13 protein-coding genes are annotated in these 15,315 nt (G+C 45.3%); all 13 read right to left on the bottom strand.

Annotated elements, in window-relative coordinates:
• Window positions 1-250 precede the first annotated feature (250 nt).
• Window positions 251-1,573, bottom strand: a complete 1,323-nt coding sequence (locus ACTQWB_RS17075; RefSeq protein ID WP_441502600.1) for an alpha-L-fucosidase — start codon at window positions 1,571-1,573, stop codon at window positions 251-253.
• A gap of 25 nt (window positions 1,574-1,598) precedes the next feature.
• Window positions 1,599-2,861: a M28 family metallopeptidase gene (locus ACTQWB_RS17070; protein WP_441502601.1), complete on the bottom strand. Its 1,263-nt coding sequence runs from the start codon at window positions 2,859-2,861 to the stop codon at window positions 1,599-1,601.
• Between the two features lie 64 nt (window positions 2,862-2,925).
• Entirely contained in the window at window positions 2,926-5,418 is a 2,493-nt protein-coding gene (locus ACTQWB_RS17065) for a transglutaminase domain-containing protein (protein WP_441502602.1), read from the bottom strand.
• Window positions 5,419-5,500: 82 nt separating this feature from the next.
• Window positions 5,501-6,250 carry a copper homeostasis protein CutC gene (locus ACTQWB_RS17060; protein ID WP_441502603.1) on the bottom strand — a complete coding sequence of 250 codons (750 nt, stop codon included), beginning with the start codon at window positions 6,248-6,250 and terminating at the stop codon, window positions 5,501-5,503.
• Between the two features lie 118 nt (window positions 6,251-6,368).
• Window positions 6,369-7,130 (bottom strand): DeoR/GlpR family DNA-binding transcription regulator, encoded by a 762-nt coding sequence (locus ACTQWB_RS17055; protein WP_441502604.1) that lies wholly within the window; start codon window positions 7,128-7,130, stop codon window positions 6,369-6,371.
• 55 nt (window positions 7,131-7,185) lie between these two features.
• Window positions 7,186-8,163, bottom strand: a complete 978-nt coding sequence (locus ACTQWB_RS17050; RefSeq protein WP_441502605.1) for an ABC transporter ATP-binding protein — start codon at window positions 8,161-8,163, stop codon at window positions 7,186-7,188.
• Window positions 8,153-9,151 carry an ABC transporter ATP-binding protein gene (locus ACTQWB_RS17045; RefSeq protein ID WP_441502606.1) on the bottom strand — a complete coding sequence of 333 codons (999 nt, stop codon included), beginning with the start codon at window positions 9,149-9,151 and terminating at the stop codon, window positions 8,153-8,155. Before ACTQWB_RS17045 ends, ACTQWB_RS17050 begins: the two co-directional genes overlap by 11 nt.
• 8 nt (window positions 9,152-9,159) lie before the next feature.
• The gene (locus tag ACTQWB_RS17040) at window positions 9,160-10,083 is read right to left on the bottom strand and encodes an ABC transporter permease (protein ID WP_441502607.1); all 924 of its coding nucleotides are present in this window, start codon (window positions 10,081-10,083) and stop codon (window positions 9,160-9,162) included.
• A gap of 2 nt (window positions 10,084-10,085) precedes the next feature.
• Entirely contained in the window at window positions 10,086-11,120 is a 1,035-nt protein-coding gene (locus ACTQWB_RS17035; RefSeq protein ID WP_441502608.1) for an ABC transporter permease, read from the bottom strand.
• 99 nt (window positions 11,121-11,219) lie between these two features.
• The gene (locus ACTQWB_RS17030) at window positions 11,220-12,812 is read right to left on the bottom strand and encodes a peptide ABC transporter substrate-binding protein (protein ID WP_441502609.1); all 1,593 of its coding nucleotides are present in this window, start codon (window positions 12,810-12,812) and stop codon (window positions 11,220-11,222) included.
• Between the two features lie 358 nt (window positions 12,813-13,170).
• A complete protein-coding gene (locus ACTQWB_RS17025) occupies window positions 13,171-13,899 on the bottom strand; it encodes a GDSL-type esterase/lipase family protein (RefSeq protein WP_441502610.1) in 729 nt (242 codons plus the stop codon).
• 121 nt (window positions 13,900-14,020) lie between these two features.
• A complete protein-coding gene (locus ACTQWB_RS17020) occupies window positions 14,021-14,995 on the bottom strand; it encodes a hypothetical protein (RefSeq protein ID WP_441502611.1) in 975 nt (324 codons plus the stop codon).
• Entirely contained in the window at window positions 14,985-15,215 is a 231-nt protein-coding gene (locus tag ACTQWB_RS17015) for a helix-turn-helix domain-containing protein (RefSeq protein WP_441502612.1), read from the bottom strand. The genes ACTQWB_RS17020 and ACTQWB_RS17015 overlap by 11 nt, the downstream gene beginning before the upstream one ends.
• Window positions 15,216-15,315 lie beyond the last annotated feature (100 nt).

The raw sequence follows: 15,315 nt of genomic DNA, 5'->3' as shown, positions 1-15,315 counted from the left end.
GCCTCTCTCCTGTTTCCGATAGTGTCAAAAAACTACCAATTAACGTTCATGTTTTATACTAGCATAACCATAATTTTTCAACAACCAAAAGAGAACAGTTTGCCGTTTTTGTGCACGAACTTCCATTTTTTGTACACAAATTTATATGACTGTTTACGTTTAAATAAAAAAAGCAGGAAATCAGAACTTCCTACTTTTTTATCCTTTAAATTTCTATATTTTTGAAGACAACCGTATTTTCTATCCCAATTTACTCTTCTGTCTCTTCCAGTGTCACTTCCACAACCGTATCTCTCTCATCCGGCAACGGATAGCTGTCGCAGGTATCTGCATTCAGGAAAAAGAACTGGTTCTGGGAGTACTCTTTCAAATTCCAGTAATCGGTCAGCTTCACTTCGGAGTTGTCGCTGACACGGCGAAGCTTCTTGATCTTGCCATGGATTCCCGTAAGCGGAATAGCCCCGGCCTGAGCCTCCATTACGTGTGCGTAGATTTTATTTCCATTGCGTGTATAGCGTCCCCATTCCGGCTTCTCGATTCCAGCGTAGCCACAGCCATAAATACTTCTGGAGTTCTCGTCCATCCATTCTCCTACCTCTTCCAGGATTTTCACAGACTCCTTCGGAATCCGTCCTTTCCCATCCGGGCCGACATTCAGAAGAAGGTTTCCACCTTTGCTGACACACTCAACCAGCATACGAATTACCATCTGGGCAGATTTGTAATGACGGTCAAAGGAGGCGTATCCCCAGTTATTATTCAGGGTCAGGCAGGCTTCCCACGGTACCGGCTCACCCAGTTCATTACGGATTCCTGCTGGCGGAATCATCTGCTCCGGAGAAGCGAAATCGCCGGAATATTCTGTAGGATTGGCTGTGAGAATGGAACCGGAATCCTCAGCACTGCCCTCCAGACGGTTGTCAATGATCAGCCAGGGCTGGATGGAACGTACCATAGTAATCAGTTCCTGGGCTTTCCATTTGTCACATTTCATATCTCCGTAGGAGAAATCAAACCACATCAGATCCAGCTTGCCATAGTTGGTAAGAAGCTCTTTGATCTGGCCAAACATAAATTCCAGATAGCGGTCGAAATTGCGGTTTTCATTGGAGCATTCCGGGTGGTTGCGCATCGGGTGATGCATATCCCCATAGTGTGGAAAATCCGGGTGACGCCAGTCAATGATGGAAAAATACAGTCCTACTTTAATTCCTTCTGCACGAAATGCTTCAAGAAACTCTTTTACCAGATCTTTATGGCAGGCTGCATTCATGGAATTGTAGTCTGTAAGCTTGGTATCAAACAGGCAGAATCCGTCATGATGCTTCGCTGTTAAAACCGCATATTTCATTCCGGCCTTTTTTGCCAGGCGCGCCCATTCTCTTGGATTGTAATTTTCTGCTGTAAACTCTTCAGTGAGATAGCAGTAATCCTCATGGGGAATCTGCTCTACGCTTCTCACCCATTCTCCACGCGCCGGAATCGCATAAAGTCCCCAGTGGATGAACATACCGAAACGTGCGTCCCGGTACCACTCTGTACGTTTTGTTCTTTCTTCGATTACCTTGTTCATTTTGGTGTCCTTTCCTGCATCATTCTTATGCAAAATACTTCTCAAGTTCCCGCTTCATATCCTCCGGAATTTCCCGCCGGAAAGAAAGCACGTTCTCATTAGCTGCCCAGGAAGCTGCCGTACAAAGGGTTTTGGCGCCTTCTTCCAGTGCCCGTGGGGAAATATATTCCACAGTGTCGTGTCTGGTGTGCATGCCGAAACCGTCGCGGTTCAAAGTGAGGGCTGGAACTCCCCTCCAGGCGAAGGTATTGGAATCGCTGGCCCATACCTGATTCTTAATGGTAACTCCCAGCTGATTTTCCTCCATTAATTCTTTCAAAGAAACGCAAAGGGTAGGGTCTGCTGTTACTCCCAGCACATTTCCCCCAAGCAGCTGTCCTGCCAGGTCTACGTTTAAGTTCAGGACATGATGCTTCATTTCTTCCCCATGTGTTTTCACATAATTCTGGCTTCCCACCAGACCTTTTTCCTCAGAGCCAAACCAGATAAATTCCATAGTTCTTGCCGGCCGGTGTGCTGCAAAATAGTGAAAAGCTTCCATTACCATTGCACCACCGGACATGTTATCATAAGCGCCCGGTCCTTCCGGCACAGAATCATAATGCGCTGTCACCGTAACGATTTCTTCCGGAAACTCACTTCCAAGAATACGCACTGCCACATTGGCAGAATTTCTTATGATTTCTTTTTGCAGGATATTCAGCCGGCATACAGAAGCACCTTTTTCTACAATTTCCACTGCATCTGTGAAATGAATGGATGCTCCTGGAATATCACTTGCCTTACGGCGGTACTGTGTAGGGATGCGGTCTTCTCCCTGATCCAGCGGTGTTCCGCATACGGTCACAAAGCCTGCTGCCCCAGTCTCCTTTATCTTATCGATCAATGGCTCCCGGACAGGATCGCATACCAGCACAACAGCGCCTTTTGCCTGGGAGAGACTGATATCGTCCCCTTTTCCCACAAAGAGAAATGGTGCGGTGATTCCCTCTTCTGGTGTGCAGGCACCATTCAGATAAGCACGGACCGGGTAAGCTTTTTCATAAGGCTGGCAGATCACCAGCTCTGCCTTTATTTCCTGGAAATCCGGACACTGGAAAAACTCCATCCTGGGAGCCTTAACGTAAGCTTCCCATCCTGGCCGGGCTGCCACGTTTTCCGCTTCCTGCATAATATATTCAGCGGCTTTGTGCTCTCCTTTTGTTCCGGATTCCCGGATGTAAGCCGTATCAGCTACAAACTGATACGCTCTTTTTCCATCTGGTTGAATTTCTGTGTATTTTTTCATGGTATTCTCCATTTGATAATATACCGTAATTTGTGTAAATGATTTTGATCACACTTGTGAATCCCTATGCCTCCGGCACTTCCTCCATAATACGGATCAGCATATCGCCGGTTCCCACATTATATCCGCTGGTTGCATAAATTCCTACAGATTCGCCGTTTGCCACAAGAATCAGCGGCAGCTTATCCGGATCCACGTACATTCTTCTTCCAAGAAGTTCAATATTCTCTTCGAAGGAATCATAATAAACAGACACTTCTTGGAAAGTCTTCAGTACTTTTTCCAGAAGAGGATCCTGTTTCGCCTCAGGAGTACGGATCATAAAAGAAACTGAATTTTCAAATTCATGGAATTTTTCTGCATGTTCCAGCATTTCATTCAAAATGTGTTCCGTAGGCTCACGACTTTCTTCCAGCCACATGAGTATCTTTTTGCCATCTTTGGTAAGATCAGCGCAGGTCACTGTGTTGCCTTCTGCATCTTTTACTTCAAATTCCGGCAGGGAAATACGCTCCAGCATATCTGCCAGCTGTGCCTCACGGAGACGTAACGTCTCATTGTAATTCTCGTTTTCTTTTACAATAATTGTTTTTTCCCAGGAAAACTGATTTCCGTTTGGCAGGCGGTTAGTGGTAATGATTCGGTATGTTCCAGGGATCAGTGCCAGCTCCATGGTATCCTTTTCCCATTCTTTATCTGTAAGTTTCAAAGAAACATACTCATTTCCAACCAGGCGTCCGATGGTCCAGTTCTGGAAGTAGTTCCACTGTGTGCCTTCTTCTTTTTTCAGGGAAAGGCGCACTCCACCTTCCTGCTGTTTCAGGACTGGCACGAAATGGTCTTTTTCCCAGTACTCCATCACATGATTTCCCGGGTTCAGTCTGGCAGGGATGCCAAGAGCACGGGCGATTGCCACAAACAGTACTTTCTGGGAACGATTCGTTCCGATGCCGGATACCAGACACTCATACGGAGTTTCCATTACCGTGTCCCGCTCGTTGTCCGGATATGCGTTCACGTGTTTCTGAATATAATTCCAGATTTCCACAGGATTCGCACGAAATTCTTCCTTCTGGTCTTCTGTGAAGAAAGCCAGGATACCTTTTCTGTATGGACGGAGAAGCTCGTCTTCCACGCGTGGATTTAATACAAAATTGACATATAAATCCCTCCCCGAATTAAATGCTCTGTATTGCTCTGCATAAACCTTTCCGTATTCCAGATGTTCTTCCAGCACACTGCTGATACAGTCTGTATGGTCTTTCTTTGTAAGCACATTCATTAGCGCATGGCGCAGTTCTTTCTCGTCATCTTTTCCAAGAAATACTGCAATTTCAGGATTCACCCAGTTCTCCTTTTTCTCACGGCGAAGCTTATTGGCCTCATTCAGGCGGCGGGTTCCCTCTGCTTTCTGCTGGGGAGTTGGCATATCCGGATTCACCGGTGTATCCACTGGTGCGATCACATCTACCGCTTTCCAGTCTTCTGCTGCCACTGGTTCATTGGTAAGAACAAGCGTAATCTCATCCTGGCTTCGGGTATCCATATCAGCCTGTGCAAATCCTTCCATCTCCGGACAAAAGGCCACAACCCGTACGCTTCCAAGACCAGTCAATAAAGAAACCTTTCCCTGATCATCCGCTTCTGCTTTTGCGATTGGGAAATATTCCCCCATATTCAATACCTGGAACTGAACCTGGGCACCTTTCACAGGAACGCCGTTTTTGTCCGTTACTTTCACCGAAACGGTTTTCACCTTTGCGTAACGGGCAGTCTGGTTCAGCATAACTGCTGCTCCTTCTTTTCCGATCACCCTTTCTCCTTCTCCAGGGAAAAGGTCAAAGAGACGGGAATGCACCATCATAGCTCTGGAGGAAGCATTGGTGAACCACCCTTTGTTCAGGATCATCAGCGGCTCGCAGGCACCGGTAAAATACCACCTGCCTTCGCACCACAGTTCTACCCAGGCATGATTGTCATCACAATGAGACCAGCGCGGCACATACACCTGACGCGCCGGGATTCCCACACTTCGAAGGACATTTACCAGGAACACGGACTCCTCGCCGCAGCGTCCGTAACCTCTTCGATATACCGTAAGCGCCGGAAGCGTTCTGTCATCACCGCTGTGATAAGTAGCCTCCTCGGCACACCAGTAATTTACCTCAATTGCAGCATCTTTTGCATTTTTTCCTGCAACACGTTCTTTTAACTCGTTCCAGAAAAAGCTTCTGCAGGGAAGGATTTCTTCCTCATTCACACGATGATCCAGAATATAATTCAGGAACATTTCCTCCGGAAGTTCACGGACGCGGTCAAGATTATTATACAAAAACAGCCCATGTGCTGCGAAATCTTTTATATCTTCAAAAGAGTAATTCACCAGGTCGCTGTATGGTGCTGTCACATACAGATATTTCATGGCAAGCCCCAGATCGCGGTCACAATCTGCCAGCTTGCTGCAGATTGTTTGCAAAGGCTCTTTGTCATTTCCCAGCTTCTCTGTTAATTTCAAAAATTCTTCTTCGATTTTCTTCTGACTATTCTGAAGAAACATTTATTTATCCTCCACTTTCATAGTAAACGCCCTTTCACCAAAAAGCGGTTCTTTTTTGTGAAAGAGCGTTTCCCTAAACGTATCAGCAATAGCTGTTTAATACATTGCGGGCTTTTCGCACTTCCTGCTCACTTGTCCTGAAAATCTCAAATTCGCTTAAGGACGGTAATCCCATGTTTACGCCCTCTTTGCGGTATTGCATTTCGCTTTCCAGTACAATTTTGCCCGTCATATGGTAATCTGTAATTCCTGTTTTTTCATAAATAGAAGAAACCGCTTCTGCATTCACTCCGGCACCAGCCATAATGTGGATGCGTCCGGCACTTTTCTTTACAAGCTCTGCCAGAAGTGGTGTGCCTTCTACACAGTTGTTCTTCTGTCCAGATGTAAGAATCGTATTAATTCCAAGTGAAACCGCCTGCTCAAGAGCTTCCATTGGATCTTTGCACACATCAAAAGCCCGGTGCAAGGTTACAGACATCCCATCTGCTTCTTCCATAAGCATTTTCATGTGTTCCATATCCAGGGAACCATCCGGCTTCAGCATACCGATCACCACGCCCTGAGCTCCAAGTTCACGGAATCTTTTCACTTCTGCACGAATAATATTAAATTCATATTCTGTATAACAAAAATCACCAAATCGCGGACGGATCAGCGCATGGATCTTAATGTCGCTATGCTTCCGGATCTCGCGGTAAAGACTTTCGGAAGGAGTTGTTCCTCCAATTACCACGTTTCCGCAAAGCTCAATACGGTCTGCTCCGCCTTTCTGGGCAGCAAGTACAGATTCCACGGAATCTGCACATACCTCCAAAGTAAACTTACTCATGTTCTCTTTTCCTTTCGCATTACGATCCACTATCGCATTATTTCCCACAATCAGGTCAGAAGGGAAGGTAATTCTGCGTTACAGCGAACAGTAATCCATTTGCACAGCTTCATATATTCTAATATAGTGTTACCCCAAGGGAATCCAGCATATCCTGGACAGACTGATCCGGAACTTCATCCGTGATAATTCCATCCAGCTCATCAAGCTGTGCAAATTTATAAGATTCATTAAAATAGAATTTTTCCCGTTCCATCACAGCGTATTTATGACGGCTGCTCTCAATAGCAGCTTTCTTAGTCAGACCATCCTCCACTCCGAGCGTGGTAACCGTATGGTCCATCATATCTATTCCACAGCTTCCCATAAATGCCCGGTCGAAGCTGTACTTCCGGATCACCTGGATAGCTGCGGAACCAAGAAATCCATTTACCGTGGGATACATGATTCCACCGGTTCCAATTGCCGTGATCTTGGGATTTGCCGCAAGCAGCTGCAGGATATCGATCATGTTGCTTACAACTGTAAGCTGCATTTTTGACTTCGCAAGCAGCTTGGCAAGTTCAATATTGGTCGTGGAAATATCCAGGAAAATGGCTTCCCGCTCTTTGATCAGCGTCATTGCCTTGGCTGCGATCACCATCTTCCGGTCCACATGATAATTTCTTCTGTCAATAACATCTCTTTCCAGCGGGTAGTCCTGGGAAAGAATAGCGCCACCGTAAGTTCTTTTTAGTTTGCCAGCATTTTCAAGAGTTTTCAGATCTTTACGGATACAGTCCTCTGTAACCTGAAACATTTCGCTCAGTTCACGGACACGGACCTTTCCCTGTTCCCGAAGGACTTTCTCAATGGCTTGCTGCCGTTCTTCTATGAACATCCTTCTTCCTCCTCTTTCCTACTGCCTTTTTGCAAAAGTTTTATAAATCTATCTATTACTTCGTGCACTGGCTACAGGCAACAAAATGTCCTGGCTTCACCTCTACCAGCTTCGGCTGGCTCTTATGGCAGCCCTCCTGGCATACCGGACAACGGCTGCAGAACTTACACTCATCCCCAAGTCCGATCGGGTTCGGAAGAGTTCCCTCCAGCATGATTCTCTGACGGTTCTTCTCAATATCCGGATCCGGGATCGGAATCGCAGAAAGAAGTGCCTTGGTATATGGATGCATCGGATTTTCAAAAAGCTCTTCACTGTCAGCAAGCTCTACCAGAGAACCAAGATACATAACACCGATACGGTCACTGATATGCTTAACCATAGAAAGATCATGGGCAATAAACAGGTAGGTCAGTCCACGTTCTCTCTGAAGCTGCTCCAGAAGGTTGATTACCTGTGCCTGGATAGAAACGTCCAGTGCAGAAATCGGCTCATCACATACGATAAAGTCCGGATTTACTGCAAGCGCACGGGCGATACCAACACGCTGACGCTGTCCGCCGGAGAACTCATGAGGGAAACGGTCTGCATGCTCTGCCTGAAGACCAACTGTCTCAAGAAGTTCAATTACTTTTTTATTACGCTCTTTTTTGTTTGCAGCCAGGCCATGAGCATCAATTCCCTCAGCTACGATATCCAGGATCTTTCTTCGCGGATTCAGGGAAGCATATGGATCCTGGAAGATCATCTGCATTCTTCTGCAAAGCTCATGTCTCTGCTTAGAATCCAGGTTTTTGTCAATTTGGGTGCCATCGAAGGTTACGGTTCCTTCTGTGGGCTCGTAAAGGTGAATCACGGTTCTTCCAAATGTGGATTTACCACATCCGGATTCTCCAACCAGGCCAAGAGTCTCCCCTTTATAAATCTGAAGGGAAACGTCATCAACGGCTTTCAGGATTTTTTTATTTCCCACATCAAAGTATTTCTTCAGGTTCTTTACATCAAGAAGTACCTGCTTATCATTATTTTTCATCAGCCTTTACCTCCTGTGCCATTTCATCCAGCATCCAGCATGCTGATTTGTGATTCTTGCCGCACTCGGTATAATCCGGCATATATTCCTGGCAGACGATCATCGTCTCCTGGCATCTTGCTGCGAAAGGACATCCCTTCGGCGGATCCATCAGATCCGGAGGGGTTCCCGGAATCGCCTGAAGCTCGCCGCCTTTTTCGTGCGCCTTTGGAATGGAACGAAGAAGGCCTTTGGTATACTCGTGACACGGATTGTGGAAAATATCTGCCACATCACCGGTCTCAACCAGCTTACCACCGTACATAACTGCTACACGGTCTGCAATATTTGCCACAACACCAAGATTATGTGTGATGATGATAATGGATGTTTTGATCTTTTTCTGAAGGTCTCGCATCAGATCCAGGATCTGTGCCTGGATGGTTACGTCAAGTGCTGTCGTCGGCTCATCTGCGATCAGAACCTTCGGATCGCATGCAAGAGCAATCGCGATCACAACACGCTGTCTCATACCACCGGATAACTGGTGTGGATACTGATCATAACGTGCCTCCGGATTGGAGATTCCAACCAGGGAAAGAAGCTCGATGGCTCTTGCCTTACGGTCAGCCTTGCTCATATCCTTACGGTGCTCTTTCAGCATCTCTTCAATCTGTTTGCCGATTTTCATAGTCGGGTTCAGGGAGGTCATTGGGTCCTGGAAGATCATGGCGATCTCACTTCCTCTGACCTGCTGCATCTGACGCTCTGTATATTTGGTCAGGTCCTTGCCCTCAAACATTACACTTCCTTCTACTACTTTTCCGTTCTTAGGGAGGATTCCCATAACGCCCTTCATCGTAATGGATTTTCCGGAACCGGACTCTCCAACTACTGCAAGGGTCTCCTGCTCATTCAGGTAAAAATCCACGCCACGCACTGCCTGTACAACGCCTTTGTGCGTCTTGATGTGGACCGTAAGATTCTTAACTTCTAATATTTTTCCCATAGCTGTACCTACTTTCTCATCTGTGGATCAAGGGCATCACGAAGTCCGTCGCCCAGAATACTGAAACATACCATAATCAGTACGATAACGATAGCCGGGAAAATCAGTACATGTGGATAGTTACGCAGTACCTGATAACCACCATTGATCAATACTCCAAGGGAAGCCTGCGGCTCTGCCAGACCAATACCGATGAAGCTTAAGAACGCTTCCGTAAAGATGGCACTTGGGATTGTAAACATAACGTTGATTACGATAACGCTGACAGTATTCGGGATCAGATCCTTCATAATGATATTGAAGCTGCTGGTTCCAAGAACCTGGGATGCCAGTACGAATTCCTGGTTTTTCAGTTTCAGGATCTCGGCACGGACCAGTCTGGCCATGTTTACCCATCCGGTAATGGAGAGGGCGGCGATAATGGTTCCTACACCTGCCGGGAATGCCATCAGGAAAAGAATTACGATAATAAGGCTTGGAATACCTACCAGTACTTCGATAATACGCTGCATGATAGCGTCAACTTTGCCGCCGAAAAGAGCGGAAACAGCACCGTAAAGTACACCAACTACAAGGTCAAGGATCGCAGCTACCAATGCGATCATAAGGGAAATTCTGGTTCCCATCCAGGTACGGACCCAGAGGTCACGGCCAAACTGGTCAGCGCCGAAGATATGCGCTGCACTTGGAAGTCCATATACATTGTTATAATCAGTATCTCTGAATGAATATTTACTGAAGATCGGAGCAAAAATGGCAAGCAGGATAATTCCGATCAAAATAAATAATGCTACAACTGCTGCCTTGTTCTTTTTCAGACGGATCCATGCATCTGCCAGCATTGTGGAAGCAGGAGCTGCAATATGCTCTTTCTCGGAGGCTTCTACTTTCGCTTTCTGATACATGCTGCGGTCAATTTTTGATTTATCCACGATCAGCTCTCCTTTCCTTTGGCAAGACGGATTCTCGGATCAATAAGAGAATAAGCCAGGTCAACAAGTAATACAACCAGCATATAGAATGCTGCATAGAAAATCGTAATACCCATAATTACAGGGTAGTCGTTTGCTTTGATACAGTCTACGAAAAGACTTCCGATACCAGGGATACTGAAGATATTCTCTACAGCAAGGGAACCTGTCATAAGGTTTACTACGATAGGTCCAAGGATTGTTACAACCGGAAGAATGGAGTTACGGACTGCATGACGCATAAGAACCTTCATCTGACTGAGGCCTTTCGCTCTTGCAGTTACGATGTAATCCTGATCCAGTACATCCAGCATTTCGGTACGCATAAAACGTGCTACCATAGCTGTTGCACTGAACGAAAGCGCAATGGACGGCAGAACAGAACAATTCCATCCGGTCCAGAAACCAACCGGGAGAACGCCCCATTTCAGACCAATGTAATACTGGAGAAGAGCCGCAGCGACGAAGTTCGGCACCGAGACACCAAGCACTGCCAGTATCATGGTAAAATAATCAATTCCGCTATTGTGCTTCCAGGCAGCCAGGATTCCGAGAATCAGTCCGATTGCAAGTCCGATCAGTACTGCCTGGATACCAATCAGAGCAGATGGTCCAAGACGTCCTGTGATTACTTTAGAGACATCCTGGTTTACATAAGTAAAAGAAGTACCTAAATCTCCCTTCAGCATGTTCTTAATATATTTCACATACTGCATTGGAAGAGAATCATTTAATCCATACATTTCCAGCACACGTTCCTGCTGCTGAGGTGTCATGATACTAAAACGCTCAGCGTCAAAAGGTGTACCAGGAAGATTTTTCATCATGAAGAAGGTACAGGTCACGATTACCCACAAGGTAACCAGAATGTACCCCAATCGCTTTAATACATATTTCAGCATGACATCACCTTTTCTTTCTGTAAAAACAGACCGTATACCGATTGCTGTGACAGCCACTTCCGTATACGGTCCGTTACTTGTTTTCCTATGAGTCATCCAGGCCAGTCTCCACAAATGCCTCCTGCTGAAAACGCAGGATCAGGCTCTGGCAACACGGTCTGGCAATTTCAAGGAAATCTTACTTACAATTTACGATTATTCAAAAGAAGCAAATTTGAACTCAAGCGGAACACCGATCGGATGGCTGATCAGATTCTTGACATTGGATTTTGTCAGAACTGCGGAGCCTCTGTGGTATACCGGGGCTACAACTGCGTCTTCCTCAACCAGTTTCTTCTCAGCTTTGAGCATATCGTCAAGACGAACTGCATCATCTGTCTGAGTCTTAGCATCGGAAATCAGTGCATTGTAATCATCATCATTGTAGTTTCCACGGTATGGAGTACCATTTGTCCACAGGTCAAGGTATGTCATAGCATCATCATAGTCAGCGCCCCATGCAGTTACTGCGAACTGATAGTTATTTGCATCCATCAGCTCTCCACGTCCCTGTACAGTCTTAGTGTCGATCACTACGTTAAGTCCAAGTGTTGTAACAAGCTCACTCTGAATGAACGTTGCAACAGATTTGGAAACAGAGTCATCAGCTACAAGAAGAGTAACCTCTGAAGGTGCGCTTCCAAGCTCCTCAACAGCTTTGTCATAGTACTCTTTTGCCTGCTCCGGATCATATGGGGAAACATCTCCGTTCAGTTCACGGAATGTCTTCTCTCCGTCACCGCTCATGCCGTCTGCTACAAGACCAAATCCTGGTGCAGAACCATCAGCAAGGATGTTATCTGTAAGAGCGCTTCTGTTCATTGCAAGAGAAATAGCTTTTCTCATGTTTACATTGCTCATTACGTCATCTGTAAGGTTGAACTGTACATAGCTTGTACGGAAGTCGATCTCCTGGCTGAATTCAGGATCATCTTTGTATGCTGCTACGTTAGCAGAATCAAGCTTAACCTGGGAAAGCTCGCCAGCCTGGTATGCACTTAAAGCTGCTGCTGCATCTTTGATTACACGAACCTGTGCATCCTCGATTGCTACATTGTCTTTGTCCCAGTAGTTGTCATTCTTAGCGAAGGTAACACCTACAGCCGGATCGTAATCTGTGATTACATATGGTCCGCAGTAAAGCATGTTATCTGGAGAAAGAGCGAAGTTTGTGCCCTGCTCTTCGCAGAATGCTTCGTTAACCGGGAAGAACATATCCATTGTAGTAAGGTTCAGGAAATATGGTGTCGGGCTCTTCAGCTGAACTTCCAGTGTCTGGTCGTCAACTGCTTTTACGCCTACTTCAGAAGCCTCAACGCTTCCCTCATTGTACTCCTGACCGTTTACGATGTAGTCTGTCATAATGAAGCTGTAGCCGTTAGTTGCATCACTGCTCATCTGTTTCAGCCATGCGTATACGAAATCAGCTGCTGTTACAGGCTCACCATTGCTCCACTGGATTCCGTCTCTTAAGTGGAAGGTGTATGTAAGCTTGTCATCGGATACCTCATAAGTATCGCAAAGAGCCGGCTGAGGCTGGTTGTTCTCGTCCATACGGAACAGACCTTCTTCTGCCTGGTTCAGTACCAGGAATGCATTCTCTTCGGATGCTGCCCACGGTACAAGTGTCTTGATCTCGAAATCAGTAGCAACGCTGAGTGTCTCGCCCTCTGCGAATACTGCTGATGCGCCTGTAACGGTCATGGTGAGTGCCATGCCAAGTGCTACTGCTGCTTTCATCATTTTCATATTTTTTCTCCTTTCATAGTAAAAAAACATTTTCTATTCTGCAACATAGTCACGATGTAGTTTCATGCGCCTTTGCATAAATAAAAAATGTCCTTCTGCTCACTTTTTGATGAATTCAGTATAGCAAAGTGTTGTAGTGTTGTCAATTATTTTTTATTATTTATTATTACTTTCTATTATTTGGAATTGATTTTGGGGCAATTATGTATGCTTTTTGCACAAGTCATACATTAATATTCATAAAAAAAGACCAGGCACAACCGTTATTTTTGCTGTATCTGGTCTTTCTATATTTATATCCAATAGCGGAAGCTCTTCTGGTTCTGTATCGCCTGCTTTGGTAAATAATGGCCGCATTCTACGCGGCCAGCTGCATCAGTTTCTCATAAACCGCCTTTGCAAATACCACATGACCCGCTGCATTCATATGCTCCTGATCTGCATCACAGCATTTCACATAGGATGCCGCCCGCATAAATTCCACATGCTTCTCCCTGGCGATCCGCTCATATACCTTTTCCAGATCTTTGGATACCTGCACAGAATCCTGGGAAAATTCCTGGTCATAGCCCTCCTGCCATACTTTTTCTCCCAGATAAATAGGTGAGATCAGAAGCACCTTTGCATCTGGAGCATAAGCCTGGATCTGCTCCAAAAGACGGGCAATTCCTTTTCCGATCACTTCTGCGGATGCACCGAAAACAGTCTTGCAGTCATTTGTTCCCAGCATAAGGACTACAGTGTCTACGCCATCATGGGTTTCTAATAAGGTGGGCAAAAGTGCGGTTCCTCTGCGGCCATCCCGTAACGGATCCTCAAATATAGTGGTTCTGCCGCATAGCCCTTCTTCTATAATGCGGACATTTTCTTTATTTATCTTTTTTTCTTCTCCATGTGCTTTATCACTGGTTTTATCCACAGAGTCTATATTTTTCTCTGTTTCTTCCGCAATATCATATTTCTGGCTTTCCACATCAAACTTCTCCTGCAGAAGACTTGTCCACCTTTTTCCCCAGGGAAGACGTTTCTTACTCTCTCCGTCATATCCCCATGTATTCGAATCTCCAAAGCATAAAATCTGTTTCATCTGTATTATCTCCGTTATTCCTATCAATTAACTGTGTTTTATTTTCATTATTATAATACCAGTCTTCTGATTCAACGTCCAATACAGATAAATAATATCTGGTTATAGGATTTTCTTATAGCTATTGAATTTCCACCTCCTTCTTACTGATCAGCCCATTAGAAAGAGGATACCAGGTTTCCAGATAAACGTTTTCTTCCCCATCCTGCTGCAGATTCAGAAGCGTTCTGGCTGTTATTATTTTGCCATCCGGCTTCTCCTTGTGGGTTTCTTCTATAATATATGCCGTACCCGGCTCCACTTTTAACGTATCGGGGATAGCAGAAGGCTTATAAGCCACTTGCTTCAATACCTGGTTTGCATCATTCATCTGATAAAGAATAGTCCGCACCGGCTTGTACATGGAAGCAAACTGAATTGTCACAGTGCTGGTTTTCTTCTGGCTTTTTCCATTTTCCGTAAATACAGCTTCCCCAGAAAGTGTGGCAGCTATTGTATCTCCTTCCGTAGTCTCACTTCCATTGGAATAACCATTTCCGGACATTGCATAAATTTCTCCGTTTTCCTTTTGATATACCGGATTCACATAATAAATCTGTTCTGTTTCAGATGGAATCTGGTAAACCTTCCCCTTTACTTCCTGTTCTTCTCCTTCATCTGTGACATTATAATTCAAATAAGAATCGCAGATACTCTCCGAGCACAGATTTCCGACTGAAGTATTTCCATCCGCATCTCTGGTAACTGGCATCAGCATATATTCTCCTTTGATATTTCCAAAAGAAATTTTCCACTCAGACGAAGGCTTCCCCTCTCCTTTATCCACAGTTGCCATAAGTTTTCCCTCGTATCTCTCGTCACTCCCAATTGTAATGCTATCATTTCGCATAAGAGAAGAAGCGTGGTCATTAAGATATCCTTCCATATCATAAAGATCCAGATATTCTGAAGTGATAAATGCTCCGATCAGCTGATCGCCCTGTCCCTCTGTCCCTGCATCTGGAACTGCCAGAGTACATCCGCCGGAAAAACATGCCATAAGAATCATTGCAACTCCAGCCAGATATGTATGCCGCACTGATTTTCTATTCTTCATTTTCATCCTCCTCCAGATTTCCGTCAAACTTCAATATATCACCTACATCACACTGCAAATAGTAACAGATTCTGTTGATCGTATGGAATCGTACTCCTTTTGCCTTTCCGCTTCGAAGGACAGAAAGATTTGCCTCGGTAATATTTACCAGACGGCACAGTTCCTTGGACGTCATCCCACGTTCCTTCAGAACCTCTTCCAGGCATACCTTAATTGCCATAAATATTTTCCTTTCCCAAAGTAGAGCCGTTTGAAAAGCTTTCTGCAAAATATACCTCACAATGGGCGCAGATTGCTGAAACAGTTTTTGAGGACACTCT

Origin of the sequence: Blautia sp. HCP3S3_H10_2 (assembly GCF_052122375.1) — a bacterium.
GTDB lineage: Bacteria > Bacillota > Clostridia > Lachnospirales > Lachnospiraceae > Blautia_A.
Note: the sequence above shows the minus strand (reverse complement) of the source record. Positions and strands in the feature narration are given on the sequence as shown.

Coding starts and splice junctions, on each gene's coding strand:
- ACTQWB_RS17070 (WP_441502601.1), bottom strand. CDS start 2,861: ATGAAAAAATACACAGAAATTCAACCAGATGGAAAAAGAGCGTATCAG.
- ACTQWB_RS17055 (WP_441502604.1), bottom strand. CDS start 7,130: ATGTTCATAGAAGAACGGCAGCAAGCCATTGAGAAAGTCCTTCGGGAA.
- ACTQWB_RS17045 (WP_441502606.1), bottom strand. CDS start 9,151: ATGGGAAAAATATTAGAAGTTAAGAATCTTACGGTCCACATCAAGACG.
- ACTQWB_RS17015 (WP_441502612.1), bottom strand. CDS start 15,215: ATGGCAATTAAGGTATGCCTGGAAGAGGTTCTGAAGGAACGTGGGATG.
- ACTQWB_RS17020 (WP_441502611.1), bottom strand. CDS start 14,995: ATGAAGAATAGAAAATCAGTGCGGCATACATATCTGGCTGGAGTTGCA.
- ACTQWB_RS17075 (WP_441502600.1), bottom strand. CDS start 1,573: ATGAACAAGGTAATCGAAGAAAGAACAAAACGTACAGAGTGGTACCGG.
- ACTQWB_RS17060 (WP_441502603.1), bottom strand. CDS start 6,250: ATGAGTAAGTTTACTTTGGAGGTATGTGCAGATTCCGTGGAATCTGTA.
- ACTQWB_RS17030 (WP_441502609.1), bottom strand. CDS start 12,812: ATGAAAATGATGAAAGCAGCAGTAGCACTTGGCATGGCACTCACCATG.
- ACTQWB_RS17050 (WP_441502605.1), bottom strand. CDS start 8,163: ATGAAAAATAATGATAAGCAGGTACTTCTTGATGTAAAGAACCTGAAG.
- ACTQWB_RS17065 (WP_441502602.1), bottom strand. CDS start 5,418: ATGTTTCTTCAGAATAGTCAGAAGAAAATCGAAGAAGAATTTTTGAAA.
- ACTQWB_RS17035 (WP_441502608.1), bottom strand. CDS start 11,120: ATGACTCATAGGAAAACAAGTAACGGACCGTATACGGAAGTGGCTGTC.
- ACTQWB_RS17025 (WP_441502610.1), bottom strand. CDS start 13,899: ATGAAACAGATTTTATGCTTTGGAGATTCGAATACATGGGGATATGAC.